Source organism: Pseudomonas alliivorans, from assembly GCF_017826695.1.
Lineage (GTDB): Bacteria > Pseudomonadota > Gammaproteobacteria > Pseudomonadales > Pseudomonadaceae > Aquipseudomonas > Aquipseudomonas alliivorans.
In genome coordinates this window covers 198,758-223,372 of record NZ_JAFFZW010000006.1, presented here as the reverse complement: position 1 = coordinate 223,372, position 24,615 = coordinate 198,758, and the positions used below count along the sequence as shown (strand labels likewise).

Below are 24,615 nucleotides of genomic sequence, written 5' to 3'. Positions count from 1 at the left end.
TGGTAACGCCGTCCAGGACGCCTTCAGTCGATCAATGGTGCTCGCGAGTGGCGCGGAATTTCACGTCGGGCCAGCGCTCTTCCATCAGCGCCAGATTCACGCGGGTAGGGGCCAGGTAGGTGAGGTGACCACCACCGTCCAGCGCGAGGTTTTCCACGGCCTTGTTTTCAAACTCTTCGAGCTTCTTCTTGTCGGCGCATTCGATCCAGCGGGCTGACCATACGGTGATCGGCTCGTAGGCGCATTCCACCTTGTATTCTTCCTTCAGGCGGCTTGCGACCACGTCAAACTGCAGCACACCCACGGCGCCGAGAATGATGTCGTTGCTGCGCTGCGGGAAGAACACCTGTGTGGCGCCTTCTTCGGCCAACTGCTGAAGGCCCTGACGCAACTGCTTGGACTTGAGCGGATCCTTCAGGCGCACGCGACGGAACAGCTCCGGTGCGAAGTGCGGAATGCCGGTGAAGCCCAGGCCTTCGCCTTCGGTGAAGGTATCGCCGATCTGGATGGTGCCGTGGTTGTGCAGGCCGATGATATCGCCTGCGTAGGCCTCTTCCAGTTGCTCGCGTTCCGAGGAGAAGAAGGTCAGGGCATCACCGATTCGCACGTCCTTGCCCAGGCGCACATGGCGCATTTTCATGCCCTTGTCGTAACGGCCCGAACAGATACGCATGAACGCAATACGGTCGCGGTGCTTGGGGTCCATGTTCGCCTGGATCTTGAACACGAAGCCGCTGAATTTCTCTTCTTCCGGCTCCACGGTGCGTTCGTTGGCGACGCGGGCCAGCGGCATGGGTGCCCAGTTCACCACGGCATCGAGCACGTGGTCGACACCGAAGTTGCCCAGTGCGGTCCCGAAGAACACCGGCGTCAGTTGACCGTCGATGAACTCCTGCTGGTTGAATTCGTGGCAGGCACCCTGCACCAGTTCCAGTTGCTCGACGAAACGGTCGTACTCGTCACCCAGGTGGGCGCGGGCTTCGTCGGAGTCCAGGTTCTGGATGATTCTGGTTTCGGTACGCTCATGCCCATGACCGGCCGTGTAGACGATGATGTAGTCGTCTGCCAAGTGGTACACGCCCTTGAAATCACGGTAGCAGCCGATTGGCCAGGTGATGGGCGCCGCCTTGATCTTGAGGACGGCTTCGATCTCGTCCAGCAGTTCGATCGGGTCGCGGATGTCACGGTCCAGCTTGTTGATGAAGCTGACAATCGGCGTATCGCGCAGACGGCAGACGTCCATCAGGGCAATGGTGCGTGGCTCGACACCTTTACCGCCGTCCAGAACCATCAGGGCCGAATCGACCGCCGTCAGGGTGCGGTAGGTGTCTTCCGAGAAGTCTTCGTGGCCCGGCGTGTCCAGCAGGTTGATCATGTGATCGCGGTACGGGAACTGCATGACGGAGGTGGTGATGGAGATGCCGCGCTGTTTCTCCATTTCCATCCAGTCGGATGTGGCGTGACGGTCGGATTTACGCGATTTGACCGTACCGGCGACGGAAATGGCCTTGCCCATCAGCAGCAGCTTTTCCGTGATGGTGGTTTTACCGGCGTCGGGGTGGGAAATAATGGCGAAAGTGCGGCGTTTCGCGACTTCGGCGGCCTGTTGGGTCATGGGAAATCGCCTGGAATGGGATTGAAAAAGGGCGCAGATTATAGCTCAACTCCGGGCAATAACCGAACCGTTCAGTCAATCGGGGGTGGCCAGTTAATGTCTCACGTGGGAACCTTTCGGGTCGTGGAGACGTCCACTCCCCCGTCAAGGCCAGTACCGAGGCCAACTTCCGGGGCTGATTCATCAGCATGTTGGCTTGACGAAGCTGCGCTCATGGCTTGTGTTATCGCCGAGGTCAAACCCTCTATGGCGACCCACCCGCTGCTCTTCGCGAACGTTATTGCCGGTGTCCTGACGGATGCCCGAGTCAACGCGTTCGCCGACTGAAATAAGGAGTCCGCCTGTGGCAAATCGCTATGGCAAGGGGCTATTGGGAGGCGCGGTTGTTATCGCGCTCCTGGCCCTGCTGATCCACTGGATCGGCATCAGTACTATCAAGCAATATCAGGATGACCTGCTGTTCTACCTTCAGGCTCACCTGATTCTGGTCCTGTTTTCAATGCTCGCGGCTTTGGTGGTCGGTATCCCGGCAGGCATTGCCCTCAGCCGACCCAGTATGGTTGGCCGCGCTGAACGCTTCATGCAGATATTCAACATTGGCAACACCGTCCCACCTCTCGCCGTTCTGGCCATTGCCCTCGGGATTCTCGGGATCGGCAGCGGACCCGCCATCTTCGCGCTGTTCCTCGCCTCGCTATTGCCCATCGTGCGCAACACCTACGAAGGCTTGAAGAACGTGCAGGGTTCACTCAAGGAAGCCGCCGTCGGCATCGGCATGACGCCGCGCCAGGTGCTGTGGCGTGTCGAACTGCCCAATGCCGTGCCGATCATTATCGGTGGCGTGCGGGTTGCGCTGGCAATCAACGTCGGTACTGCGCCGCTGGCCTTTCTCATCGGTGCCAACAGCCTCGGCAGCCTGATCTTCCCGGGGATCGCCCTGAACAATCAGCCGCAATTGGTGCTGGGCGCTGCCTGTACCGCTCTGCTGGCGTTGCTGCTCGACGGTCTGGTGATCATCGCCAGTCGCCTGTGGCTTGAACGCGGCCTGACTCGCTGAGCGAAGGAAATACCATGAAGAAGTTATGTTTGTTTTTAGGCTTTGCCCTGCTGTTCCCGGCATTGGCCCAGGCGGCGGAACAACCGCTGCTGCGCGTCGGCGCTCGCGTGTTCACCGAGCAGACGCTGCTGGCCGAGCTGACAGCGCAATACCTGCGCACCAAGAACTACAACGTGCAGATCACTGGCGGTCTGGGCAGCAACCTGGCGCGCAGCGCTCAGGAAAGCGGCCAGTTGGACCTGCTGTGGGAATACACCGGTGTTTCGCTGGTTGCTTATAACCACATCGATGAAAAGCTCGACAGCGAGCAGACCTATGCCCGGGTGAAGGAAGTCGATGCGAAGAAAGGCCTGGTCTGGCTTTCGCCGTCGAAATTCAACAACACCTACGCACTGGCGCTGCCGCAGAAGGTCGCGGACAAGTACCCGCAGGTCAACACCATGAGCGACCTGACCAAGGTGCTCAGGGATGAAGCCAAAGAGGGTCATGTCGTAGCGCTGGACACTGAGTTCGCCAACCGTTCCGACGGTCTGATCGGCATGGTCAAGCATTACGACATGAATCTCGGTCGTGAAAACACCCGGCAGATGGACGCCGGTCTGGTCTACACCGCGCTGCGTAACAGCCAGGTGTTTGCCGGCTTGGTCTACACCACCGACGGTCGCCTGAACGCGTTCAAGCTCAAGGTGCTGGAAGACGACAAGCGGTATTTCCCGGACTACACCGCTGCGCCGGTGATCCGTCAGGAGTACCTGGATGCGCATCCGGAGATCGCCACGCTGCTCAAGCCGCTGGCTGACCTTCTGGACAACCAGACCATGATCGACCTCAACGCCCGTGTCGACGTCGGCCATGAAAGCCCATCCTCGGTTGCCGCAGATTTCCTGCGTCAGCATCCCCTGAATTAAGGAAGGAGACGATATGAGTTTCTTGAGCGCCTTCTCCCATCTGGACTGGGCTCAGGTCCTGCAACTGACCTGGCAGCACATCACGCTGGTCGGCATTGCGGTGACCCTGGCCATTTTCATCGGTGTGCCGCTGGGCGTACTGATGACGCGCTTTCCGGTGTTGGCAGGTCCCCTGCAAGCCAGTGCGACCGTGCTGCTGACTGTGCCGTCGATTGCCCTGTTCGGCCTGCTGCTGCCGTTCTACTCCAAGTTCGGCCAGGGCCTTGGCCCGATGCCGGCCATCACTGCCGTTTTCCTCTATTCCCTGTTGCCGATCATGCGCAATACATACCTGGCCCTGACGGGCGTTGAACCGGGTATTCGCGAAGCCGCCAAAGGCATCGGCATGACCTTTGGCCAGCGCCTGCGCATGGTCGAGCTGCCGATTGCCGTGCCCGTCATCCTCGCCGGTGTCCGCACCGCCGTGGTGATGAATATCGGTGTCATGACCATCGCCGCGACCATCGGTGCCGGTGGCCTGGGTGTACTCATTCTCGCTTCAATCAGCCGCAGCGATATGTCGATGCTGATCGTCGGCGCCGTACTGGTCAGCATTCTGGCCATCATCGCCGACCTTCTCCTGCAATGGCTGCAACGCACGCTGACTCCAAAAGGACTCCTGAAATGATCGAACTCCAGAACCTCTCCAAGACTTTCCAGAGCAACGGCAAAGAAGTGAAGGCTGTCGACTCGGTCAGCCTCACCGTCAACGAAGGCGAGATCTGCGTCTTCCTCGGCCCGTCGGGCTGCGGCAAGAGCACCACGCTGAAAATGATCAACCGCCTGATCATGCCGACCTCCGGCAAGGTGCTGATCAACGGTGAAGACACCACGGACCTGGATGAAGTGACCTTGCGTCGCAACATCGGTTACGTGATCCAGCAGATCGGCCTGTTCCCGAACATGACCATCGAAGAGAACATCGTGGTCGTGCCCAAGCTGTTGGGCTGGGACAAGCAACGTTGCCACGACCGTGCCCGTGAACTGATGAGCATGATCAAGCTGGAGCCCAAGCAGTACCTGCATCGTTATCCGCGTGAACTGTCCGGCGGCCAGCAACAGCGTATCGGCGTGATCCGCGCCCTGGCGGCCGATGCCCCGTTGCTGCTGATGGACGAACCGTTCGGTGCGGTCGACCCAATCAACCGCGAGATGATCCAGAACGAATTCTTCGAGATGCAACGCGCACTGAACAAGACCGTGATCATGGTCAGCCACGACATCGACGAAGCGATCAAGCTGGGCGACAAGATCGCGATCTTCCGGGGCGGCAAGCTGCTGCAGATCGATCACCCGGACACCTTGCTGGCGCACCCCGCAGACGATTTCGTCAGCAGCTTCGTCGGTCAGGACAGCACCCTCAAGCGCCTGCTACTGGTCAAGGCCGAAGACGCTGCGGACAACGCACCATCGGTCAGCCCGGAAACCCCGGTGGCCGACGCGCTCGACGTCATGGACGAAAACGACCGTCGCTATATCGTCGTGACCGACAGCGAAAACAAGGCAATGGGCTACGTCCGCCGTCGCGATCTGCACCGCCAGCAGGGCACCTGCGTCCAGTTCCTGCGCGAATTCAACGGCACAGCGGCGTACGACGAGCACTTGCGTATCCTGCTGTCGCGCATGTATGAGTTCAACCGCTCGTGGCTGCCGGTGCTGGATGCCGAAAACGTATTTCTGGGTGAAGTGACTCAGGAATCGATTGCCGCTTACCTGAGCTCGGGTCGTTCGCGCGGCATGAAGACCAGTATTGTGTCGCCGGCTGAAATTGCACTGAGCGACGCGCAGGCCTGACGGCGAAACCCTCTGCGTTGGGTTCAGGGCTCGAGTCATCCAACGGGGCGACTGGCATGTGTGCCAGTCGCCCCGTTTGCATTTCACGTTTAAGGTGTTTCCGAGGTCGCCTGAACGAGTGGCGCTTGATGCAGGCCGTCAATGGCGGTGGTTTTTGGCCTTGAGCCACTGACAGCGAAGCAATCGCGGGACGTATGACCCCTGTCCCGATATTGCACAGGTCAGGAACATCAGCCTGTCACATCGGTCCGTTACACAAGAGGCCAGCGCCGCGGCCGCGACGAACGCGTGTAAAAACGCGACATTTTTTGTTGATCTCAGCCCCTTCACGCCCTAAAGTTCGCGCCGAACGTCCATGCTGGAAACGATCCATCCGGCTCAAGTACTGACGACGAGACAGCAAGGCCAGGAAGGCAAGCCCTTCAGTGGCCTTTTTGCTTTCGGCGACATGCCTTGGGAAGTAGGCGAACCAAAGTGGGGATACGGAGGACGTTCATTTGCACCCATTTACCAATTCCGTTTGCCAGACAGGAGTTCCAGCAGCATGACGATCAATGTCGAAGACTACTACTCAGCCGAAACCTTCAAGAAAATGAAGTCGTTCGCTGACAAGCAAGAAACACCTTTCGTGGTCATTGATACCGACATCATCAGCAAGGCCTATGACGACCTGCGCGCAGGTTTCGAATTTGCCAAGGTCTACTACGCTGTCAAGGCCAACCCGGCAGTCGAAATCATCGAGCTGCTGAGGAACAAGGGTTCGAGCTTCGATATCGCGTCGATCTACGAGCTGGACAAGGTCATGAGTTGCGGCGTGACCCCGGACCGCATGAGCTACGGCAACACCATCAAGAAATCCAAGGACATTCGCTACTTCTATGAGAAGGGCGTGCGCCTGTTCGCCACCGACTCCGAAGCCGACCTGCGCAACATCGCCAAGGCTGCGCCGGGCTCGAAAGTCTATGTACGCATCCTGACCGAAGGCTCGACCACGGCTGACTGGCCTCTGTCGCGCAAATTCGGCTGCCAGACCGACATGGCCATGGACCTGCTGATCCTGGCCCGTGATCTGGGTCTGGTGCCTTACGGCATCTCGTTCCACGTGGGTTCGCAGCAGCGCGACATCAGCGTCTGGGACGCCGCGATTGCCAAGGTCAAAGTGATCTTCGAGCGTCTGAAAGAAGAAGACGGCATCGTGCTCAAGCTGATCAACATGGGTGGCGGCTTCCCGGCCAACTACATCACCCGTACCAACAGCCTGGAAACCTACGCCGAGGAAATCATCCGCTTCCTGAAGGAAGACTTCGGTGACGACCTGCCGGAAATCATCCTGGAGCCAGGCCGTTCGCTGATCTCCAACGCCGGTATTCTGGTCAGCGAAGTGGTACTGGTTGCGCGCAAGTCGCGTACCGCCGTCGAGCGTTGGGTCTATACCGATGTGGGCAAGTTCTCCGGCCTGATCGAAACCATGGACGAAGCCATCAAGTTTCCGATCTGGACCGAGAAAAAGGGCGAGATGGAAGAAGTGGTCATTGCCGGTCCGACCTGCGACAGCGCCGACATCATGTATGAGAACTACAAGTACGGCCTGCCGCTGAACCTGGCGATCGGTGACCGCATGTACTGGTTGTCGACCGGTGCGTACACCACCAGCTACAGCGCAGTGGAATTCAACGGCTTTCCGCCATTGAAGGCCTTCTACCTGTAAGCACTTTGCCGATTGGCCTGCCTGAGGTGCTTCGCGCTTCAGGCAGGCCGTGCAGAGAATTCACGCAACGCCATGCGGTCCGATTCGTCACCGATGGCGGCTGCGCGCTTAAAGTAATCAGCGGACATGCGTCGAATGTCCGGATGCACCGCATCCAGCAGCACCTTGCGTCCCACTCTCAGGAAATTCAGATTCCCTTCCGTCAACGCCTTCTTCAGCCAGCCCAGCGCCTGTTCGATGTGTCCCTGTTCTGCCAGCACGGTTGCATGACTGAACTGCCCGCGAAAATCCCCGCCTTCGGCCGAGCGCCTGTAGCATTCGTGCGCTGCTGATACATCACGTTGTCCCGTCACTCCCTCCTCCAGATAACGCCCCAACAGGTTCATTGATTTGGCGTGTCCCTGGTCTGCGGCCTTGCGATAACAGTCCACGGCCTGCCGGTGATCCTGTTCAACGCCGCGCCCTGTTGCCAGCAGGTTGCCCAGATTGTAGAGCCCCCAACCCAGTCCCTGTTCGGCAGCCAGCCGGTAATGCAGCGCTGCCTGCATCGGATCGGTTGCGCAGCCCCAACCGTGCTCGAAGCAGCGACCCAGCATGTTGCGGGCCATCGAGTGGCCCTGAGTGGCAGCGATCCTGAACCAGGTCATGGCCAGCGCTTGATCGCGCTGAATACCTCTGCCGTCGAGTAGGATCTGGCCCAACAGCGCATGCGCCTCGACGTTGCCCTGGCTGGCGGCAGCGAGAATCGCCTTGGCTGCCTGCGCCGGGCTTTCTTCAAGCATTGCCTGCAGGTCGTCGATGTCCAGCAGTTCCTTGCGGGCAAGATTCCAGCTCATGTTCAGACCTCGACCCAGCGGCGCAGCAGGTTGTGATAGGTGCCGGTCAACTGGATCAGCGATGGGTGATCGGGCACCTCCAGGGTGAGCTGCTGGATGGCGGTATCCATCTCGAAAAGCAGGGCACGCTGACTGTCCTCGCGTACCAGGCTCTGGGTCCAGAAGAAGGAGGCGTAACGTGCTCCGCGCGTCACGGCGTTGACCTTGTGCAGGCTGGTGGCCGGGTAGATCAGCAGGTCGCCGGCGGGCAGTTTGATCTGCCGGGTGCCGAAGGTGTCCTGGATCTCGAGCTCGCCGCCGTCGTAATCGTCAGGATCACTGAAAAACAGCGTGGACGAAATATCGGTGCGTATACGCTCGGCTCCGCCAGGCGGCTGACGTACCGCATTGTCGATGTGGAAATCGAAGTTGCCGCCTTCCCGGTAGCAGTTGAACAGCGGCGGAAAAATCCTGTGAGGCAGGGCCGCAGACATGAACAGCGGGTTGCTCCACAACCGTTCCAGCAAGGCTGCACCGATTTCCCGGGCCAGCGGATGCGCTTCAGGCAACTGCAGGTTGTGCTTGGCCTTGGCCGACTGGAATCCAGCAGTGATCTTTCCATCCGCCCAATCGGTCTGCGCCAGTGCTTCACGGATGCGGGCGACTTCATCGCGATCAAAGACATCAGGGATATGAAGAAGCATCAGAACACCGAAAGGGTAAAAGATTGCGAATGGTAGTGATTCCCATTGTCGCTGTACATGCTTGTTTTAGGCTGAATCGAATCTTCCGTGAAAGTTTTGTGAACAGGATGTGCAGGAATAATATATTTTCGTAAATGTTAATGTATCTCAATTGCTACCGATACGTGTTTGCACTATATTCCGCCGCCTCGACTGCCTTGGGGGAGGATTTACAATGTCACGTCACACACTGTCGCTTCACACCGGTTCGCAACGTTCGATTGCTTCTGCGGTCGGGGTTGCCATCGCGGCGATGTCTGCTGCGCACATGGCTCATGCCGCTGAAAATACGGACGAAAAGGCCTTGTCGCTGGGAGCGACGAACATCAACGGCGAGCAGGCCGACACTTCTTACCGGTCTGAAGATTCGGCCTCGAAGAAGTACACCGCACCGCTGCGCGACACGCCGAAAAGCGTGACCGTCATCCCCCGCCAGGTCATCAGTGACACGGGTGCGACCACTCTGACCGAGGCATTGCGTACCACGCCAGGCATCACCTTTGGCGCAGGCGAGGGCGGCAATCCCGCTGCCGACCGGCCGATCATTCGGGGGTTCAACGCTGAAAGTGACGTGTTCATCGACGGCATGCGTGATGTGGCAGCCCAGTCCCGCGAGATGTTCAACATCGAATCCGTCGAGGTCAGTAAAGGCCCAGGCTCAGCGTTCACTGGGGCCGGCTCCACCGGCGGCAGTCTGAACCTGATTACCAAGGGCGCTCATCTGGGTAACGCCTACAACGGCGGTTATACCTTTGGCTCCGACCAGACCCAGCGCTACACGCTGGACGTCAACCAGCAGATGACCGACACCTCGGCGTTTCGCCTGAACCTGATGAAGCATGACGCCAATGTCGCCGGGCGCGACAACGTGGAGACCAGCCGCTGGGGCGTGGCTCCTTCGTTTGCGTTCGGTCTGGGTACCGATACCCGCATAAAAGTGGATTACTACCACCTTCAGACCGACGACATGCCCGACTACGGCATCCCGCTGACGTCCACGCCGGGCCGCAGCAAGTACATCGTCGATAAGCCGGCCAGTGTCGACAAGAGCAATTTCTACGGCCTGACCGGTCGCGACTACCGCAAGAGCAGCAACGACAGCGGCACCGTGCGCATCGAGCACGACCTGAACGACAGCATGACGCTCTCCAACAGTTTCCGCATGTCGCGCTCGACGCTGGATTACGTGGTCACCAACCCGGATGACAGCCGTGGCAACGTCGCCAACGGCAGCGTGTCGCGTTCGGCCAAAAGCCGTAATTCGACGTCCAGCGGCTTCGTCAACCAGACCGACCTGACCAGCAAGTTCGACACCGGCTTCATCAGCCACAGCCTTGTGACCGGTGTCGAGTTCTCCTATCAGGACACTCATAACCGTCCCTACACGATCACCAATGCCAACGGCAGCGCGATTGCCAGCACCTGCTCGGCGGCGTTGTTCAGGTCCGGTAACTGCACCAGTCTTGCCGACCCGTCGCCGAAAGATGCCTGGAACGGGCTGATTTCCGACAGCCTGGCGTACACCGATACCGACACCAAGACCAGCGCTGCCTATGTGTTCGACACCCTGACTTTCAATGAGCAGTGGTCGGTGAACATGGGCCTGCGTTACGACCATTACGACACGCGCTCCAGCGGTTTTGCGACGGCACGTGGCGCAACGCCTGCGGCCAACTTTGATCGCCAGAAGACCACCCAGCTCTGGAACTACCAGTTGGGTGTCGTCTACAAACCGGCTCCAAACGGCAGCGTTTACGCTGCGCTGTCCACGTCCAGTAACCCGTCCGGTGAGACCAGTGGCAACGGTGGCCTTGAACTGGCGGCCAACAACGCCGACCTCGACCCGGAAAAGAACCGCAACTACGAGCTGGGCACCAAATGGGACTTCTTCGGTGACGACCTGTCGCTGACCGCAGCCCTGTTCCGTACCGACAAAACAAACGCGCGGATCACTGACCCGGACAACACCACCTTTCAGGTACTCGACGGCGAGCAGCGCGTTCAGGGTGTGGAGTTCACCTACGCGGGTAACCTGACCAGTCGCTGGAAAGTGTATGGCGGTTACACCTATATGGAGAGCGAACTGGTCAAGACCACGCTGGCAGCGGACAAGGGCAATCACATGCCCAATACACCGCGCAACAGCTTCAACCTGTGGTCCACGTATCAATTGATGCCCAAGCTGACCGTTGGCGGTGGCGCGACGTACGTCGATTCGCGTTTCGGTAACGAAGCCAATTCGGTCGAAGTCCCGTCTTACTGGCGTTACGATGCAATGGCCACGTACGCCTTGACCAAAAACGTCGACCTGCAGCTCAATGTCCAGAACCTGACCGACAAGCGTTACTTCGATCAAGTGTTCCAGACGCACTACGCGCACGTCGCTGCCGGTCGCACCGCCTTGATGAGCGCCAACTTCCACTTCTAGGAAGCGGTGCGAGGCAGACCCCGCTTATTTCGGTAGGCGGGGTTTTTCTGTATAAGGCCGCAGCGCCGCATGAAGACAGACAAGACAGGCGACGCCTCCGATCAGGATGGGCGTCCGGGCAGGCGGGTGAGGGTAGCGAGTGTTGAAGAAGGTATTGTTTCAACTGCACTGGTTCTTCGGAGTCACCGCAGGGCTGGTGCTGGCCTTGATGGGCATCACCGGCGCGCTGTATTCGTTCGAGGACGAAATTCTCGATGCGCTCAATCCGAACGTGCTGCTGGTCCAGCCGCAGGGCGAAACCCTGGCGCCTGTTGAGCTGGTCCGCCGACTGGAGTCCGCAACCGGACTGACCGTCGCCATCCTCCGGGTCGAGACCGTCGGCAACCGGGTCGCCCAAGTGTTTTTCACACCCCGTCCGGGCGAGCGACGCGGCCCCAAACGCAATTTCGATCCTTATACCGGCGAGCTGAAAGGCGACGGGATGGGTGAGGATTTCTTCGACTTCATTCTGAGACTGCACCGCTTTCTGGCCATGGGCGAAGTGGGCAAGCAGGTCACAGCGGCGTGCACGCTGGTGCTGGTGTTCTTCTGTCTGTCCGGTCTGTACCTGCGCTGGCCGCGCAAGGCACTGAACTGGCGTGTCTGGCTGACGCTGGACTGGGCGAAGAAGGGGCGCAGTTTCAACTGGGATCTGCACGCTGTTTTCGGCACCTGGTGCCTGCTGTTCTATCTGTTATTTGCCATTACCGGTCTGAACTGGTCGTACGACTGGGTCAGCAATGGCCTGAACCGGTTGCTGGGCGATGCCCCGGCCGAGCAGCGCAAAGGCGGTGGCGGTCGCGGCCCAAACGGAGGCAAGGATTCACCGTCTGCGCCGCTGGCAGTCGATTACGTGGCGATCTGGGAAAGCCTGCAAAAGACCGCAGGCCCGGGGCTCGCTGCCTATAACCTGCGTCTGCCGTCAGCGGGCGGTCAGCCTGCCACGGTTTTCTACCTGCTCAAGGATTCACCTCATCCGCGCGCACTGAACAGCATCACCCTTGATCCGGCAAACGGAGCGGTCAGTTCGGTTTCGCGTTACGCCGAACGCAGCCTGGGTGCGCAGTTGCTGATCAGTAACTACGCGCTGCATGTCGGCAGCTACTTTGGCATCGTCGGTCGAATCGTCATGACCGTTGCATCGTTGATGATGCCGCTGTTTTTCATCACTGGCTGGCTGTTGTATCTGGATCGCCGACGCAAGAAACGTCAGGTCAAGGCCGCGCGAGGAGATGTATCGACCAGTGCAGTGCCTGATGCTGGCGCCTGGTTGATCGGGTTCGCCAGTCAAAGCGGGTTCGCCGAGCAACTGGCCTGGCAGACTGCGGGACAGTTGCAGGCGGCGGGCATGCCGGTACGGGTGCAGCGACTCGGTGAGATCACCGAGCAGGACCTGATTGAAAGCCGCAACGCCCTGTTCGTTGTCAGTACCTTCGGTGACGGCGAAGCGCCGGACAGTGCGCGTGGTTTTGAACGCAAGCTGCTGGGTCGCCCGCTGTCACTGGGGCTCCTTAATTATGCGGTGCTGGCACTGGGTGACCGGCAGTATCGGCATTTCTGCGGTTTTGCTCATCGCCTGCATGACTGGCTGGCCGAGCGTGGCGGCAGCACCTTGTTTGCTCCGGTCGAGGTTGACAGTGCCGACCCTGCTGCCTTGCAGCGGTGGCAGCAGCACCTTGGACAACTGACCGGCGGGACGCCGACAGCGCTTTGGCAGGCCCCGGTGTTCGAGAACTGGACGCTGAACCGACGAGAACACTTGAACCCTGGCAGCACCGGCTCGGGCGTCTATCTGTTGGACCTTGTCGCTCCCGGCGAAATGCACTGGCAGGCGGGTGATCTGGTCGAGGTATTGCCGCGCAACAGTGAGGAAAGCGTACGGCAGTTTTTGAGTGGTCTGGGCATTGATCCTGCGACCCCTGTCAGTGTGGACGGCTTGCAGGAACCCGTCGTTCAAGCATTGGCGACCCGACAGTTGCCACAGCATCGAGCCCATTTGGTGGGCTATCGCGCTCAGGCGTTGATCGATGCGCTGGTGCCAGTGTCCGCACGCGAATACTCCATCGCCTCGATTCCCGAGGATGGCTGTCTGCAACTCATTGTGCGTCAGGAGATTCATCCTGATGGCAGCCTGGGACTGGGTTCCGGCTGGCTGACCGAGCACGCCGCATCAGGCAGCGCGATCAGTCTGCGCCAGCGTCGCAACAGCAGTTTCCACCTGCCACCCGAGCCGGTCCCCCTGATCCTGCTGGGCAACGGCACCGGGCTTGCGGGGTTGCGCAGCCTGTTGAAAGCGCGCATCGCCCAAGGCCAGACGCGCAACTGGTTGCTGTTCGGCGAGCGTAATCGCGAGCATGATTTTCACTGCGGCGCAGAGCTGCAAGGCTGGCTGGAATCGGGTGACCTGACACGACTGGATCTCGCGTTCTCGCGGGACCAGGCAGAGAAAGTCTATGTGCAGGAATTGCTACGTGAAGCAGCTCAAGACCTGCGCTCATGGCTGGACGATGGCGCAGCGATTTACATCTGCGGCAGTCTGCTGGGCATGGCGTCGGGCGTGGATCAAGTGTTGAACGAAATGCTCGGCGAACAGGCCGTCAGCGAGCTGGCAGAGCAGGGGCGGTATCGGCGGGATGTGTATTGAGGTGTGCTGGCTGCGGTGATCGTGCCCACGCAGAAGCGTGGACACGATTATCACAAGGCAGAATCACGCTGCGACGAACTGCTCCGCGTAGTGACAGGCTACCTGGCGGTTATCCACCAGACGCAGTTCCGGCACATCCGTGGCGCAGCGCTCGGTCGCGTACGGGCAGCGCTTGTGGAAGGCGCAGCCGCTCGGCGGGTTGAGCGGGTTGGGCAGCTCGCCGATGATCTTGATCTTGGGTTTCAGCGGATCAGGATGGATGGTCGGGGTCGCTGACAGCAACGCCTGAGTATACGGGTGCAGCGGACGGTTGTAGATCTCTTCCTTGGGACCCATTTCCGCTGGCCGACCCAGGTACATCACCAGCACGGTGTCGGCGACATGACGCACCACCGACAGGTTGTGCGAGATGAACACGTAAGCCGTGTTGAATTCCTGCTGCAGATCCATGAACAGGTTCAGGACCTGAGCCTGAATCGACACGTCCAGTGCCGACGTGGGTTCATCTGCTACGAGCACTTTCGGCTGCAGCATCATTGCCCGAGCCAGTGCGATCCGCTGACGCTGACCACCGGAGAACATGTGCGGATAGCGCTGATAGTGCTCGGGACGCAAGCCGACCTGAGCCATCATCGCCTGCACTTTCTCGCGGCGTTCGCTGGCAGACAGGTTGGTGTTGATCAACAGCGGCTCGCCGAGCTGATCACCGATCTTCTGCCGAGGGTTCAGCGAGGCGTACGGGCTCTGGAACACCATCTGCACGTCCTTGCGCAATTGCTTGCGCTCGGATTTGCTGGCACCCGCCACTTCCTGACCGGCGATTTTCAAAGAGCCGGACGACGGCTCTTCGATCAATGTCAGTGCGCGGGCCAGTGTGGACTTGCCACAACCGGACTCGCCCACCACAGCCAGGGTCTTGCCCGCTTCGAGTTCAAAAGACACGCCATTGAGCGCGCGCACCAGTGCGGTGCCTTTGAACAGGCCGCGAGAGACTTCGTAATGACGGGTAAGGTCGCGGGCGGTAAGTACGACGCTCATTACGCCACCTCCTGATTCAAGGGATAGAAGCAGCGCGCAAGGCTGTGAGCCTTGGGGTCCAGCGCCGGACGCTGTACGCGGCAGTTGTCCTGCACGTAAGGGCAGCGCGGCGACAGCAGGCAGCCTTGCGGACGGTCATAACGGCCAGGAACCATGCCCGGCAGCGTCGCCAGACGCTCGGCGCCCATGCTGTGCTCGGGAATTGCCGCCAGCAGCGCTTCGCTGTAAGGATGCGCCGGTACGTCGAACAGACCGGGCACCTGACCGACTTCAACGGCCTGACCTGCATACATCACGCAGACCCGCTGAGCCGTTTCGGCAACGACCGCCAGGTCGTGGGTGATCAGCACCAGCGCCATGTCCTGCTCTTTTTGCAGGCTCAGCAGCAGCTCCATGATCTGCGCCTGAATGGTCACGTCCAGTGCAGTGGTCGGTTCATCGGCGATCAGCAGTTTCGGCTCGCCGGCAATCGCCATGGCAATCGCGACACGCTGACTCATACCGCCTGACAGCTGATGCGGGTAGGCATTCAGGCGTGCAGCGGCGCCAGGGATTTCGACTTTTTCCAGCAGTTCCAGAGCGCGCTGACGTGCAGCCTTGCCGGACATGCCCAGATGCTGACGCAACACTTCTTCGATCTGGAAACCTACGGTGTAGCTGGGGTTCAGCGCGGTCATCGGGTCCTGGAACACCATCGCCAGGTCTTTGCCGATAATGCGGCGACGCTGGCGGGAATTCAGTTTGGTCAGGTCCTTGCCGTCGAAATTGAGCGCGTCGGCAGTGATGATGCCGGGTGCGTCGATCAGGCCCATCAGCGCCATCATGGTCACGGATTTACCCGAACCCGACTCGCCTACGATGGCCAGAACTTCACCTTTCTCGACACTCAGGGACAGGCCATCCACGACGGGTACGGCCTTGGCGTCGCCGAAGCGGACGTTGAGATTCTTGATTTCAAGCAGTGACATACGAATCTCCTCAGGCGGCGTTCTTGAGTTTCGGGTCCAGCGCATCGCGCAGGCCGTCGCCCATCAGGTTGATTGCCAGCACGCTGAGCAAAATGGTCAGGCCGGGCAGGCTCACGACCCACCAGGCGCGTTCGATGTAATCGCGGGCCGAGGCGAGCATGGTGCCCCACTCAGGCGTCGGCGGTTGTACGCCAAGGCCCAGGAAGCCCAGTGCCGCAGCATCGAGAATCGCCGACGAGAAGCTCAGGGTGGCCTGAACGATCAGCGGCGCCATGCAATTGGGCAGCACGGTGATGAACATCAGGCGCGGCAGGGTTGCACCGGCCAGACGTGCAGCGGTCACGTAGTCGCGGTTCAGTTCGCCCATCACCGCAGCGCGGGTCAGACGGACATAGGACGGCAGCGAGACAATCGCGATGGCGATCACGGTGTTGATCAGGCCAGGGCCGAGGATCGCCACGATGGCAACTGCCAGCAGCAGCGACGGCAGTGCAAGCATGATGTCCATCAGGCGCATCACCGAAGGACCCAGAATGCGCGGGAAGAAACCCGCCAGCAGGCCCAGCAGGATGCCGGGAATCAGCGACATGACCACCGAAGACAGGCCGATCATCAGCGACAGGCGCGAGCCTTGAATCAGGCGCGACAGCAGGTCGCGGCCCAGTTCGTCGGTGCCGAGGATGAACTGCCACTGGCCGCCTTCCAGCCACACCGGCGGGGTCAGCAGGAAGTCGCGGTATTGCTCGCTCGGGTCATGCGGCGCAACCCAGGGGGCGAACAGCGCGCAGAACACGATGATGATCATGAAGATCAGGCCGGCAACGGCACCTTTGTTTTTGGAGAACGCTTGCCAGAACTCTTTGTACGGGGACGGGTAAAGCAGGCTTTGATCGACTGCTACCGAAGGAGTAGGTGTGCTCATATCGATGATCTCAGCGCTGGTGACGGATGCGTGGGTTGGCAAAGCCGTAGAGGATGTCCACCACGAAGTTGACCAGGATCACCAGGCAGGCGATCAGCAGAATGCCGTTTTGAACGACCGGATAATCGCGGGCACCGATGGCTTCGATCAGCCACTTGCCGATGCCCGGCCAGGAGAAGATCGTCTCGGTCAGTACTGCACCTGCCAGCAAGGTGCCAATCTGCAGGCCGAAAACGGTCAGGACCGGAATCAGTGCGTTGCGCAGGCCGTGGACAAACACCACGCGCGCAGGCGACAGGCCCTTGGCCCTTGCGGTACGCACGTAATCCTCACGCAGCACTTCCAGCATCGATGAACGGGTCATCCGGGCGATGACCGCCAGCGGAATGGTACCGAGCACGATGGCTGGAAGAATCAGGTGATGCAGGGCATCAAGGAACGCGCCTTGCTCATCGCTGAGCAGGGTGTCGATCAGCATGAAGCCGGTCACCGGCGGAATGTCGTAAAGCAGGTCGATTCGCCCGGACACAGGCGTCCAGCCCAGCGAAACCGAGAAGAACATGATGAGGATCAGGCCCCACCAGAAAATCGGCATGGAATAGCCGGCGAGGGAAATCCCCATGACCCCATGGTCGAACAGGGACCCTCGCTTGAGTGCGGCGATCACTCCGGCCAGAAGCCCGAGGACACCCGCGAAGATCAGGGCTGCCAGCGACAACTCGAGGGTTGCCGGGAACAGCGAGGTGAATTCTGTCCAGACGCTGGTGCGCGTACGCAGCGATTCACCGAGGTCGCCCTGGGCGAGCTTGCCGATGTAATCGATGTACTGGGCATACAGCGGTTTGTTGAGGCCAAGGCGTTCCATGGCCTGAGCGTGCATTTCCGGGTCAACCCGGCGCTCGCCCATCATGACTTCCACAGGGTCGCCCGGAATCAGGCGGATCAGTGCGAACGTCAGCAGGGTAATGCCGAAGAAGGTAGGGATCAGTAACCCCACCCGGCGGGCAATAAAACTAAACATCTTCTGGTGTACCTCATCAGCCGGTCAGGCATACCGCCCTTGCTCTTGTGGAGCGCAGGCGGTGGTTTTTTCTACTTCACCCCGGTCGTGGTGAAGTTGTTATTGGTCAGCGGGCTGATATGAAAGCCTTCGACATTTTTTCGCATTGCCACGAACAGCTTCGGATAAGCCAGGCTGATCCAGGGCTGTTCCTGATTGAACACTTTTTGAGCCTGCTTATAGAGGGCAGCCCGCTCGCTCGGTTCGGTAATTTTCCGAGCTTCGGTAATTGCCGCTTCAAACTCCTTGTTGCACCAGCGGGCATAGTTTTCGCCATTCTTCGCTGCATCGCAGCTCAGGTTGGGCGTCAGGAAGTTGTCCGGGTCGCCGTTGTCGCCGGCCCATCCTGCGAAGACCATGTCATGTTCGCCCTTCTTGGCGCGCTTGAGCATTTCGCCCCATTCCATGATGCGAATGTCCAGCTTGATGCCTACCTTGGCCAGGTCCGACTGGAGCATCTGTGCGCCCACCATCGGATTGGGGTTGGTCACCGCGCCGCCGTTGCGGGCGAACAGGGTAAACACCTGACCCTCCGGTACGCCAGCTTCCTTGAGCAGAGCACGAGCCTTTTCCGGGTCATAAGGCGTGGCCTGACTCTCGGTGTCGTAGCCCATCATGGTCGGTGGGTATGGGCCTACGCCTTCGGTGGCCTTGCCTTCGCCAAACAGCGCCCTGATGTAGGACTTCTTGTCGAATGCCAGATTGATCGCCTGTCGCACACGAGCATCGCTCAGGTATTTGTGCGAAGTGTTGATTGCCACATAGCTGGTCATCATGGACTCCATCTCGTCGATCTTGAGATTGGGGTCCGCTTTGATGTTGGCAATATCGTCAGGTTTTGGATAAAGCGCAACCTGACATTCATTGGCCTTGAGCTTTTGCAGGCGCGTGTTGTTGTCCAGAGTGATCGCGAAAATCAGCGCTTCACTGGGAACCTTGCCTTTCCAGTAATCCGGGTTGGCTTTATAGCGGACCTGGGCATCCTTGGCATAGCGCGTCAGGATGAACGGACCGGTGCCGATGGGTTTGCTGTTGAATTCGCCGGTCTTGTTGCTCTTGAGCAACTGGTCCGCGTACTCGGCGGAGTAGATCGAGGTGAACGGCATGGCCAGGTCACGCAGGAATGGCGACTCGGGGCGCGTCAGGGTGAATTTCACCGTGGAGTCGTCGACTTTTTCGACGCTCTTGAGCAGGTTCTGGAAGTCCATGCTCTCGAAATAAGGGTAACCGACCAGCGAGAGTGCATGCCACGGGTGCTTAGGGTCCAGTTGACGCTGGAAGCTCCAGACCACATCGTCGGCGTTCATTTCGCGGGTGGGTTTGAAATAGTCAGTGGTCTGGAATTTCACACCTTTGCGCAGCTTGAAGGTGTAGGTCAGGCCATCGGCGCTGATGTCCCAGCTCTCGGCGAGGCCTGGAACGGTGTCAGTGGTGCCGGGGGTGAAGGCGACCAGACGTTCGAGAATGGTTTCTGCCGAGGCGTCTGCCGTGACGGCGGTCGTGTACTGCGCGATATCGAAACCTTCAGGGCTGGCCTCTGTGCAGACCACCAGCGGCTTGGCCGAGACGGATGCAGCAGCGCTGAGCAGCGCAATGGCGATCGAAGCGCGGAGCGATAGCAGTTTCAATAGAAGCCTCCTTGATGCAATGCGAAACGGCGGCTGACGTCATGTCGGCCGCCGTTTCATCATCATTTACAGAATGTTGAACGGAATGGTGGTGACCAGACGGAACTCGTTGATGTTGCCATCAGCCTGGTTTTCGCTGGCGCGGTGCGTGGTGTAGGTCGCACGGATGGCCGTGGCCTTGAGTGGACCGGATTGTACGGAGTAAGACGTGCCGATGCCGTACTCGTAGTGGGTTTCGCCGTCCATTGCGCGCACGCCGGTTTTAGTCTCAACGCCGTCGATGAACTGCGAATCGCCGTAAACGGTACCTTTGTAGTTGGTACCGTCGATGTCCCAGCCGCGGGCCTGATAGATGTTGAATTTCAGACCGGGCACGCCGTAGCTGGCCATGTTCAGCACATAGGCAATCTGCAGCGACTTCTCGTTCGGTCCGTTGAAGTCCGAGAGCAGGGAGTTGGCCAGGAAGATGGCGTTGGTGTCGTGAACGTAGTCGAAGTATTCGTTCCCGGACACTTCCTGGTATGCAACGCTCAGGCTGTGTGCGTTATGGGTACCGGTGAAGGAAAGACTGTAAGTGTCATTATCGATCGGACCCTGTTTGGCTTGGCCGGAATCCTTGGTCTTGTAGTAGTTCAGGTTGGTGCTGAAAGCCAAGGTCTTGCTGTCGCCCATTTCATGGGTGAAGCCGAAGTAGTACTGGTGCCAGAAGTCTTCCACGTTCGAGGCGTAGAGGCTGGTGGTCAGGCTTTCGAACGGCTTGTAGTCAGCGCCGAACATATCTACACGGTCGGCGGTCTGGCTGCGATCACCGTACTCGGAGCGGAACTTGTCCAGGCTCTGCTCCATACGCGGCGAAACACGGTCGAAGCTGCCGGCCTGGAAAGACAGGTTGTTCAGCTCGTCGCTCTGCAGCGCCACACCCTGGAAGCTGGAAGGCAGCGCACGGTTGCCGATAAAGGCGATGACCGGCGTGTTGACTGACTGGCGACCCATGGTCAGTGTGGTATTGGAGACGCGAGCTTTAAGGTTGGCCAGGCCCATTTTGCTCCATTGGCCTACGGCATCACCGTCTCGGTGCGCGAGGGTGCGGTTCGAGCTGCCCGCGAAGTCATCAGTGTCGCGGTCGAGTGCGATTGCGTTATACACCGCCAGTTCGGTAGAAAAGCCCACTACGCCTTGGGTGAATCCCGAGGTGTAATTGAGAATGGTGCCCTGTTGCCAGTTGATGCGACGTCGGGTCTGTTCGGCGACGCCGTTGTCGTTGTAGTTGAAAAACTCATCACGACGCTTTAACTCGTTGGCATACCAGTTACGAGTGGTACCGGTCAGGTGTTGGTCTTCAAGAAAACCATTGGCTTCGGCCTGTGCGTTCTTGGTGCTCAGCCCGGTAGGCACGAAGGCTTGACTGACGGGCTCTGCCTGAACCATCGCGCCGAACGACGAGAGGGATAGAGCCAGTAATGCAGTGCTGGTTGTTTTCACGATGTACAGCTCCCTTTACAACTTTTATAAACGCCAGTTTTTTGAGTTCTGGCTTTGGTGATGCAGGGTTTAAGGCCCCGCCTTGTTATATGTTCTGGGCACAGACGAATCGCTCGCCGCCAGACATGGCGGTGAGCGTTATCGCTGTTTTACGGGTTACTCGGCGACGCTGACGCCCGAGAAGTTGTTACGACCGAATGGGCTGACGTGGAACCCTTCCACTTCCTTGCGCAACGGTTGATTGACCGTCGAGTGGGCAATGGGTGTGATCGGTACCTGCTCTTTCAGATAACGCTGTGCCTGCTTGTAGAGGTCGGTGCGTTGTTCCCGATCTGTCGTGGCAATGGCGGCCTTGATGAGCGCGTCGTATTTCTCGTCGCACCACATCGAGTAGTTGTTCCCGCCAATGGCGGCACAGCTGTACAGCGTGCCGAGCCAGTTGTCAGGGTCACCGTTGTCTCCGGTCCAGCCGATCAGCGAAATATCGTGCTCGCCGTTCTTGGTGCGCTTGAGGTACTCGCCCCATTCGTAACTGACGATCCTTACCTTGATACCGACCTTCGCCCAGTCGGACTGAAGCATTTCGGCCATCAGCTTTGCGTTGGGGTTGTACGGGCGTTGCACTGGCATGGCCCAAAGCGTCAGTTCGGTGCCTTCCTTGATGCCGGCATCACGCAGCATCTGCTTCGCTTTCTCCGGGTCATAGGCGGCGTCCTTGATGGTGTCGTCATAGGACCACTGGGTCGGCGGCATGGCGTTGACGGCCAACTGGCCTGCGCCCTGATACACCGCATTGATAATGGCTTTCTTGTTGACGGCCATGTCCAGTGCCTGACGTACCTGCAGGTTGCCCAGCGGTTCGTGGCGCACGTTGTAGGAGATGTAGCCGAGGTTGAAGCCCGGACGTTCCATCACGTTCAGTGTCTTGTCGGACCTGAGCGCTTCCAGGTCGGCCGGACGCGGGTTCAGCGTGACCTGGCACTCGTTCTTGCGCAGCTTCTGCACGCGCACCGAGGCATCGGTGTTGATCGCGAAAATCAGCTGGTCGATCTTTACCCGGCTCGGATCCCAGTATTCCTTGTTGCCGCGGTAGCGGATCTGCGAGTCCTTCTGATAGCGCTGGAACACGAACGGCCCCGTGCCGATGGGTTGCTGGTTGATGTCCCGTGCATTACCGCTGGCCATCAATTGTTCTGCGTACTCAGCGGACAGAATGCCTGCGAAGTTCATCGCGATGTTCTGGATGAATGCGGCATCAACGGTGTTCAGGGTAAAGACCACCGTCAGCGGATCGGTCTTCTCGACGGACTTTATCTTCTTGTTCAGCCCCATGCCGGTGAAGTACGGGAACTCGGTGGGGTAAGCCACACGAAACGGATGGTCGGGCTTGAGCATGCGGTTGAAGGTGAACAGCACGTCATCGGCGTTGAAGTCGCGGCTGGGTGTGAACGTCTTGTTGCTGTGAAACTTCACGCCCTTGCGCAGATGGAAGGTGTAAACCAGACCATCCTGCGAGACGTCCCATGAGGTTGCCAGTCCCGGCACCACGGTCGTGTCGCCTTGCTTGAATTCGGTCAGGCGGTTGTAGATGGGCTCGGAGGCGTCGTTATCGGTGGCCGACGTGTATTGGGCACTGTCGAACCCCGCCGGACTCGCTTCTGAACAGAACACCAGATTGCTCGCCATGCTGGTCATCGGAGTCAGTGCAAGCAGACTCAGACTCAGGCAAGACGTCATCGCAAGAGTTTTACGCATGATGATCCCTATCCTTAAAGGACGAGCACTCAGGCTCGGTAACTAACAGGCCCTTGGGCGATAACTGAATAACACACTGTGCTTGCAGGTAACGGGCCAGCGGATGGCGGGCTTCCTGCCTTTGCCATTGCCTTTGACGGTATGTCGTTGAAGGCATCCGGTAAATAGGCTTATAGGCTGCAAGACGTGTAGGAAATATTCCCCAGATAGGTGGCTTAGTGCCTTTAGTTGCACTTTGCCCACTAGCCGGACGGGTTTCTTTATTCAGGAATAGCGTCGACTGTGCTGCGTGAACAGCACAGTCGAATCGCGTTACTTCACGCTTACACCATAGAAGGAGTTCAAGCCGAACGGGCTGATCTTGAAGTCCTGTACTTTGGTGCTCATGGGTTGGTAGACCGTCGAGTGCGCGATAGGCGTCATCGGCACTGCGTCCTTGAGAAGGTGTTGTGCCTGTTTGTACAGTTCGGTGCGCTTGGCCTGATCGGGTGTCGATTTGGCCTGCTTGATGATGGCGTCGTAAGGCTTGTCACACCATTTGGCGAAGTTGTTGCCGTTCAGGGCATCACAGCCGAACAGGGTGCCGAGCCAGTTGTCCGGGTCACCGTTATCACCGCTCCAGCCAATCAGCATGGCGCCGTTCTCGCCATTCTTGGCGCGCTTGATGTACTCGCCCCACTCGTAGCTGACGATACGTGCGTTGATACCGATCTTCTTCCAGTCGGACTGGAGCATCTCGGCCATCAGCTTGGCATTCGGGTTGTATGGACGCTGGACAGGCATGGCCCACAGGGTGATTTCGGTACCTTCCTTGATGCCGGCTTCCTTGAGCAGGGCCTTGGCTTTCTCGGGGTCGTACTTGGCATCCTTGATCGTGGTGTCATAGGACCACTGGGTCGGCGGCATGGCATTGACGGCCAGCTGGCCTGCGCCCTGGTAGACCGAGTCGATGATCTGCTGCTTGTTGACGGCCATGTCCAGTGCCTGACGCACCTTGAGCTGGGACAGCGGGTTCTCGCGGTCTTCACCCTTGATCTTGTCCATCACGTTGTAGGCGATGTAACCCAGGTTGAAGCCGGCCTGATCAGGCATTTTCAGATTCTTGTCGGCCTTGAGCGGCTCCAGGTCCGCCGGACGTGGATAGGCCGTGATCTGGCATTCGCCTTTCTTGAGCTTCTGGATGCGCACCGACGGGTCGGTGGTGATGGCGAAAATCAGGTTGTCGATCTTGACGTCTTCAGGCTTCCAGTAATCCTTGTTGCCGGTGAAGCGGATGTTGGAGTCCTTCTGATAGCTCTTGAACACGAACGGACCCGTGCCGACCGGCTTCTGGTTGATGTCCGCTGCCTTGCCTTCCTTGAGCAGCTGGTCGCCGTACTCGGCAGACTGGATCGAGGCGAAGCTCATGGCCAGGTTCTGAATGAACGCGGCGTCGACCGTGTTCAGCACGAACTTGACGGTGTAGTCGTCGACCTTCTCGATCTTGGCGATGTTCTTGTCCATGCCCATGTCGGTGAAGTACGGGAACTCCGTCGGTGCCGCCTTGCGGAACGGCATGTCCGGGTTGATCATGCGGTTGAACGTGAACAGCACGTCATCGGCGTTGAATTCGCGAGTCGGCTTGAAATACGGGGTGGTGTGGAACTTGACGCCCTTGCGCAGATGGAAGGTGTACGTCAGTACGTCGTCGGAGATGTCCCAACTGGTCGCCAGGCCCGGCTGAACGGCAGTGCCGCCGCGCTCGAACTGGGCCAGACGGTTGAACATGGTCTCTGCCGATGCGTCGAAATCGGTACCGGTGGTGTACTGGGCCGGGTCAAAGCCCGCGGGGCTGCCTTCGGAGCAAAACACCAGATTCGATGCTGCGTGAGCGAAAGGTGCACTTGCGAGCAGGGTGGCGCCGACTAGAAACGGAATGACCGCGTGTTTGAGCATGGTGGCCTCAGTTGTTGTCATTTTTTGATTAGAGGAA

At 59.1% G+C, this 24,615-nt stretch carries 18 protein-coding genes; 7 read left to right on the top strand and 11 right to left on the bottom strand.

Annotated elements, in window-relative coordinates; translation table 11 throughout:
- Positions 1-31: 31 nt before the first annotated feature.
- Positions 32-1,615: a peptide chain release factor 3 gene (locus tag JTJ32_RS17375; protein ID WP_099226676.1), complete on the bottom strand. Its 1,584-nt coding sequence runs from the start codon at positions 1,613-1,615 to the stop codon at positions 32-34.
- Positions 1,616-1,913: 298 nt separating this feature from the next.
- On the opposite strand from JTJ32_RS17375, the gene JTJ32_RS17370 reads away from it, so the two are divergent.
- From JTJ32_RS17370 to JTJ32_RS17350, 5 genes are all read left to right on the top strand, one after another.
- Positions 1,914-2,672: an ABC transporter permease gene (locus JTJ32_RS17370; protein WP_236059343.1), complete on the top strand. Its 759-nt coding sequence runs from the start codon at positions 1,914-1,916 to the stop codon at positions 2,670-2,672.
- A gap of 14 nt (positions 2,673-2,686) precedes the next feature.
- Positions 2,687-3,580 carry a glycine betaine ABC transporter substrate-binding protein gene (locus JTJ32_RS17365; protein ID WP_210042780.1) on the top strand — a complete coding sequence of 298 codons (894 nt, stop codon included), beginning with the start codon at positions 2,687-2,689 and terminating at the stop codon, positions 3,578-3,580.
- A gap of 13 nt (positions 3,581-3,593) precedes the next feature.
- Positions 3,594-4,247 (top strand): ABC transporter permease, encoded by a 654-nt coding sequence (locus JTJ32_RS17360; RefSeq protein WP_099226680.1) that lies wholly within the window; start codon positions 3,594-3,596, stop codon positions 4,245-4,247.
- Positions 4,244-5,413 (top strand): osmoprotectant ABC transporter ATP-binding protein OsmV, encoded by a 1,170-nt coding sequence (locus JTJ32_RS17355; protein WP_210042778.1) that lies wholly within the window; start codon positions 4,244-4,246, stop codon positions 5,411-5,413. Before JTJ32_RS17360 ends, JTJ32_RS17355 begins: the two co-directional genes overlap by 4 nt.
- A gap of 544 nt (positions 5,414-5,957) precedes the next feature.
- Positions 5,958-7,121, top strand: coding sequence for a type III PLP-dependent enzyme (locus tag JTJ32_RS17350; RefSeq protein ID WP_210042777.1), 1,164 nt, complete (start codon positions 5,958-5,960; stop codon positions 7,119-7,121).
- Positions 7,122-7,159: 38 nt separating this feature from the next.
- On the opposite strand, the gene JTJ32_RS17345 is transcribed toward JTJ32_RS17350, so the two are convergent.
- Complete coding sequence (locus JTJ32_RS17345) at positions 7,160-7,957, bottom strand: tetratricopeptide repeat protein (RefSeq protein ID WP_210042776.1); 798 nt, start codon at positions 7,955-7,957, stop codon at positions 7,160-7,162.
- 2 nt (positions 7,958-7,959) lie between these two features.
- Positions 7,960-8,640 carry a Fe2+-dependent dioxygenase gene (locus JTJ32_RS17340; RefSeq protein ID WP_210042775.1) on the bottom strand — a complete coding sequence of 227 codons (681 nt, stop codon included), beginning with the start codon at positions 8,638-8,640 and terminating at the stop codon, positions 7,960-7,962.
- Between the two features lie 214 nt (positions 8,641-8,854).
- Between JTJ32_RS17340 and JTJ32_RS17335 the strand changes: the two genes are divergently transcribed.
- On the top strand, positions 8,855-11,107 hold the full coding sequence (locus JTJ32_RS17335) for a TonB-dependent receptor (protein ID WP_210042774.1): 2,253 nt from the start codon (positions 8,855-8,857) through the stop codon (positions 11,105-11,107).
- Positions 11,108-11,249: 142 nt separating this feature from the next.
- The gene (locus JTJ32_RS17330) at positions 11,250-13,790 is read left to right on the top strand and encodes a sulfite reductase flavoprotein subunit alpha (protein ID WP_210042773.1); all 2,541 of its coding nucleotides are present in this window, start codon (positions 11,250-11,252) and stop codon (positions 13,788-13,790) included.
- Positions 13,791-13,853: 63 nt separating this feature from the next.
- Here the strand turns inward: JTJ32_RS17330 and JTJ32_RS17325 are convergent, their stop codons facing one another.
- From JTJ32_RS17325 to JTJ32_RS17290, 8 genes are all read right to left on the bottom strand, one after another.
- Complete coding sequence (locus JTJ32_RS17325) at positions 13,854-14,828, bottom strand: peptide ABC transporter ATP-binding protein (protein WP_210042772.1); 975 nt, start codon at positions 14,826-14,828, stop codon at positions 13,854-13,856.
- Positions 14,828-15,796, bottom strand: coding sequence for an ABC transporter ATP-binding protein (locus tag JTJ32_RS17320; protein WP_099226686.1), 969 nt, complete (start codon positions 15,794-15,796; stop codon positions 14,828-14,830). The genes JTJ32_RS17325 and JTJ32_RS17320 overlap by 1 nt, the downstream gene beginning before the upstream one ends.
- 10 nt (positions 15,797-15,806) lie before the next feature.
- Positions 15,807-16,718, bottom strand: a complete 912-nt coding sequence (locus JTJ32_RS17315) for an ABC transporter permease subunit (RefSeq protein WP_073172030.1) — start codon at positions 16,716-16,718, stop codon at positions 15,807-15,809.
- Positions 16,719-16,728: 10 nt separating this feature from the next.
- The gene (locus tag JTJ32_RS17310) at positions 16,729-17,739 is read right to left on the bottom strand and encodes an ABC transporter permease subunit (RefSeq protein WP_004887871.1); all 1,011 of its coding nucleotides are present in this window, start codon (positions 17,737-17,739) and stop codon (positions 16,729-16,731) included.
- A gap of 71 nt (positions 17,740-17,810) precedes the next feature.
- A complete protein-coding gene (locus JTJ32_RS17305) occupies positions 17,811-19,406 on the bottom strand; it encodes an ABC transporter substrate-binding protein (RefSeq protein WP_099226687.1) in 1,596 nt (531 codons plus the stop codon).
- Positions 19,407-19,472: 66 nt separating this feature from the next.
- Complete coding sequence (locus JTJ32_RS17300) at positions 19,473-20,888, bottom strand: OprD family porin (protein WP_210042771.1); 1,416 nt, start codon at positions 20,886-20,888, stop codon at positions 19,473-19,475.
- A gap of 156 nt (positions 20,889-21,044) precedes the next feature.
- Positions 21,045-22,643 carry an ABC transporter substrate-binding protein gene (locus JTJ32_RS17295; protein ID WP_099226689.1) on the bottom strand — a complete coding sequence of 533 codons (1,599 nt, stop codon included), beginning with the start codon at positions 22,641-22,643 and terminating at the stop codon, positions 21,045-21,047.
- 312 nt (positions 22,644-22,955) lie between these two features.
- On the bottom strand, positions 22,956-24,578 hold the full coding sequence (locus tag JTJ32_RS17290; protein ID WP_029244387.1) for an ABC transporter substrate-binding protein: 1,623 nt from the start codon (positions 24,576-24,578) through the stop codon (positions 22,956-22,958).
- Positions 24,579-24,615 lie beyond the last annotated feature (37 nt).

What these genes read in the sequence shown, in the direction of transcription:
- JTJ32_RS17370 (WP_236059343.1), top strand. Translation starts at nt 1,914, where the DNA reads ATGCCCGAGTCAACGCGTTCGCCGACTGAAATAAGGAGTCCGCCTGTG.
- JTJ32_RS17375 (WP_099226676.1), bottom strand. Translation starts at nt 1,615, where the DNA reads ATGACCCAACAGGCCGCCGAAGTCGCGAAACGCCGCACTTTCGCCATT.
- JTJ32_RS17360 (WP_099226680.1), top strand. Translation starts at nt 3,594, where the DNA reads ATGAGTTTCTTGAGCGCCTTCTCCCATCTGGACTGGGCTCAGGTCCTG.
- JTJ32_RS17290 (WP_029244387.1), bottom strand. Translation starts at nt 24,578, where the DNA reads ATGCTCAAACACGCGGTCATTCCGTTTCTAGTCGGCGCCACCCTGCTC.
- JTJ32_RS17340 (WP_210042775.1), bottom strand. Translation starts at nt 8,640, where the DNA reads ATGCTTCTTCATATCCCTGATGTCTTTGATCGCGATGAAGTCGCCCGC.
- JTJ32_RS17355 (WP_210042778.1), top strand. Translation starts at nt 4,244, where the DNA reads ATGATCGAACTCCAGAACCTCTCCAAGACTTTCCAGAGCAACGGCAAA.
- JTJ32_RS17310 (WP_004887871.1), bottom strand. Translation starts at nt 17,739, where the DNA reads ATGTTTAGTTTTATTGCCCGCCGGGTGGGGTTACTGATCCCTACCTTC.
- JTJ32_RS17335 (WP_210042774.1), top strand. Translation starts at nt 8,855, where the DNA reads ATGTCACGTCACACACTGTCGCTTCACACCGGTTCGCAACGTTCGATT.
- JTJ32_RS17315 (WP_073172030.1), bottom strand. Translation starts at nt 16,718, where the DNA reads ATGAGCACACCTACTCCTTCGGTAGCAGTCGATCAAAGCCTGCTTTAC.
- JTJ32_RS17345 (WP_210042776.1), bottom strand. Translation starts at nt 7,957, where the DNA reads ATGAGCTGGAATCTTGCCCGCAAGGAACTGCTGGACATCGACGACCTG.
- JTJ32_RS17350 (WP_210042777.1), top strand. Translation starts at nt 5,958, where the DNA reads ATGACGATCAATGTCGAAGACTACTACTCAGCCGAAACCTTCAAGAAA.
- JTJ32_RS17365 (WP_210042780.1), top strand. Translation starts at nt 2,687, where the DNA reads ATGAAGAAGTTATGTTTGTTTTTAGGCTTTGCCCTGCTGTTCCCGGCA.
- JTJ32_RS17295 (WP_099226689.1), bottom strand. Translation starts at nt 22,643, where the DNA reads ATGCGTAAAACTCTTGCGATGACGTCTTGCCTGAGTCTGAGTCTGCTT.
- JTJ32_RS17320 (WP_099226686.1), bottom strand. Translation starts at nt 15,796, where the DNA reads ATGTCACTGCTTGAAATCAAGAATCTCAACGTCCGCTTCGGCGACGCC.
- JTJ32_RS17325 (WP_210042772.1), bottom strand. Translation starts at nt 14,828, where the DNA reads ATGAGCGTCGTACTTACCGCCCGCGACCTTACCCGTCATTACGAAGTC.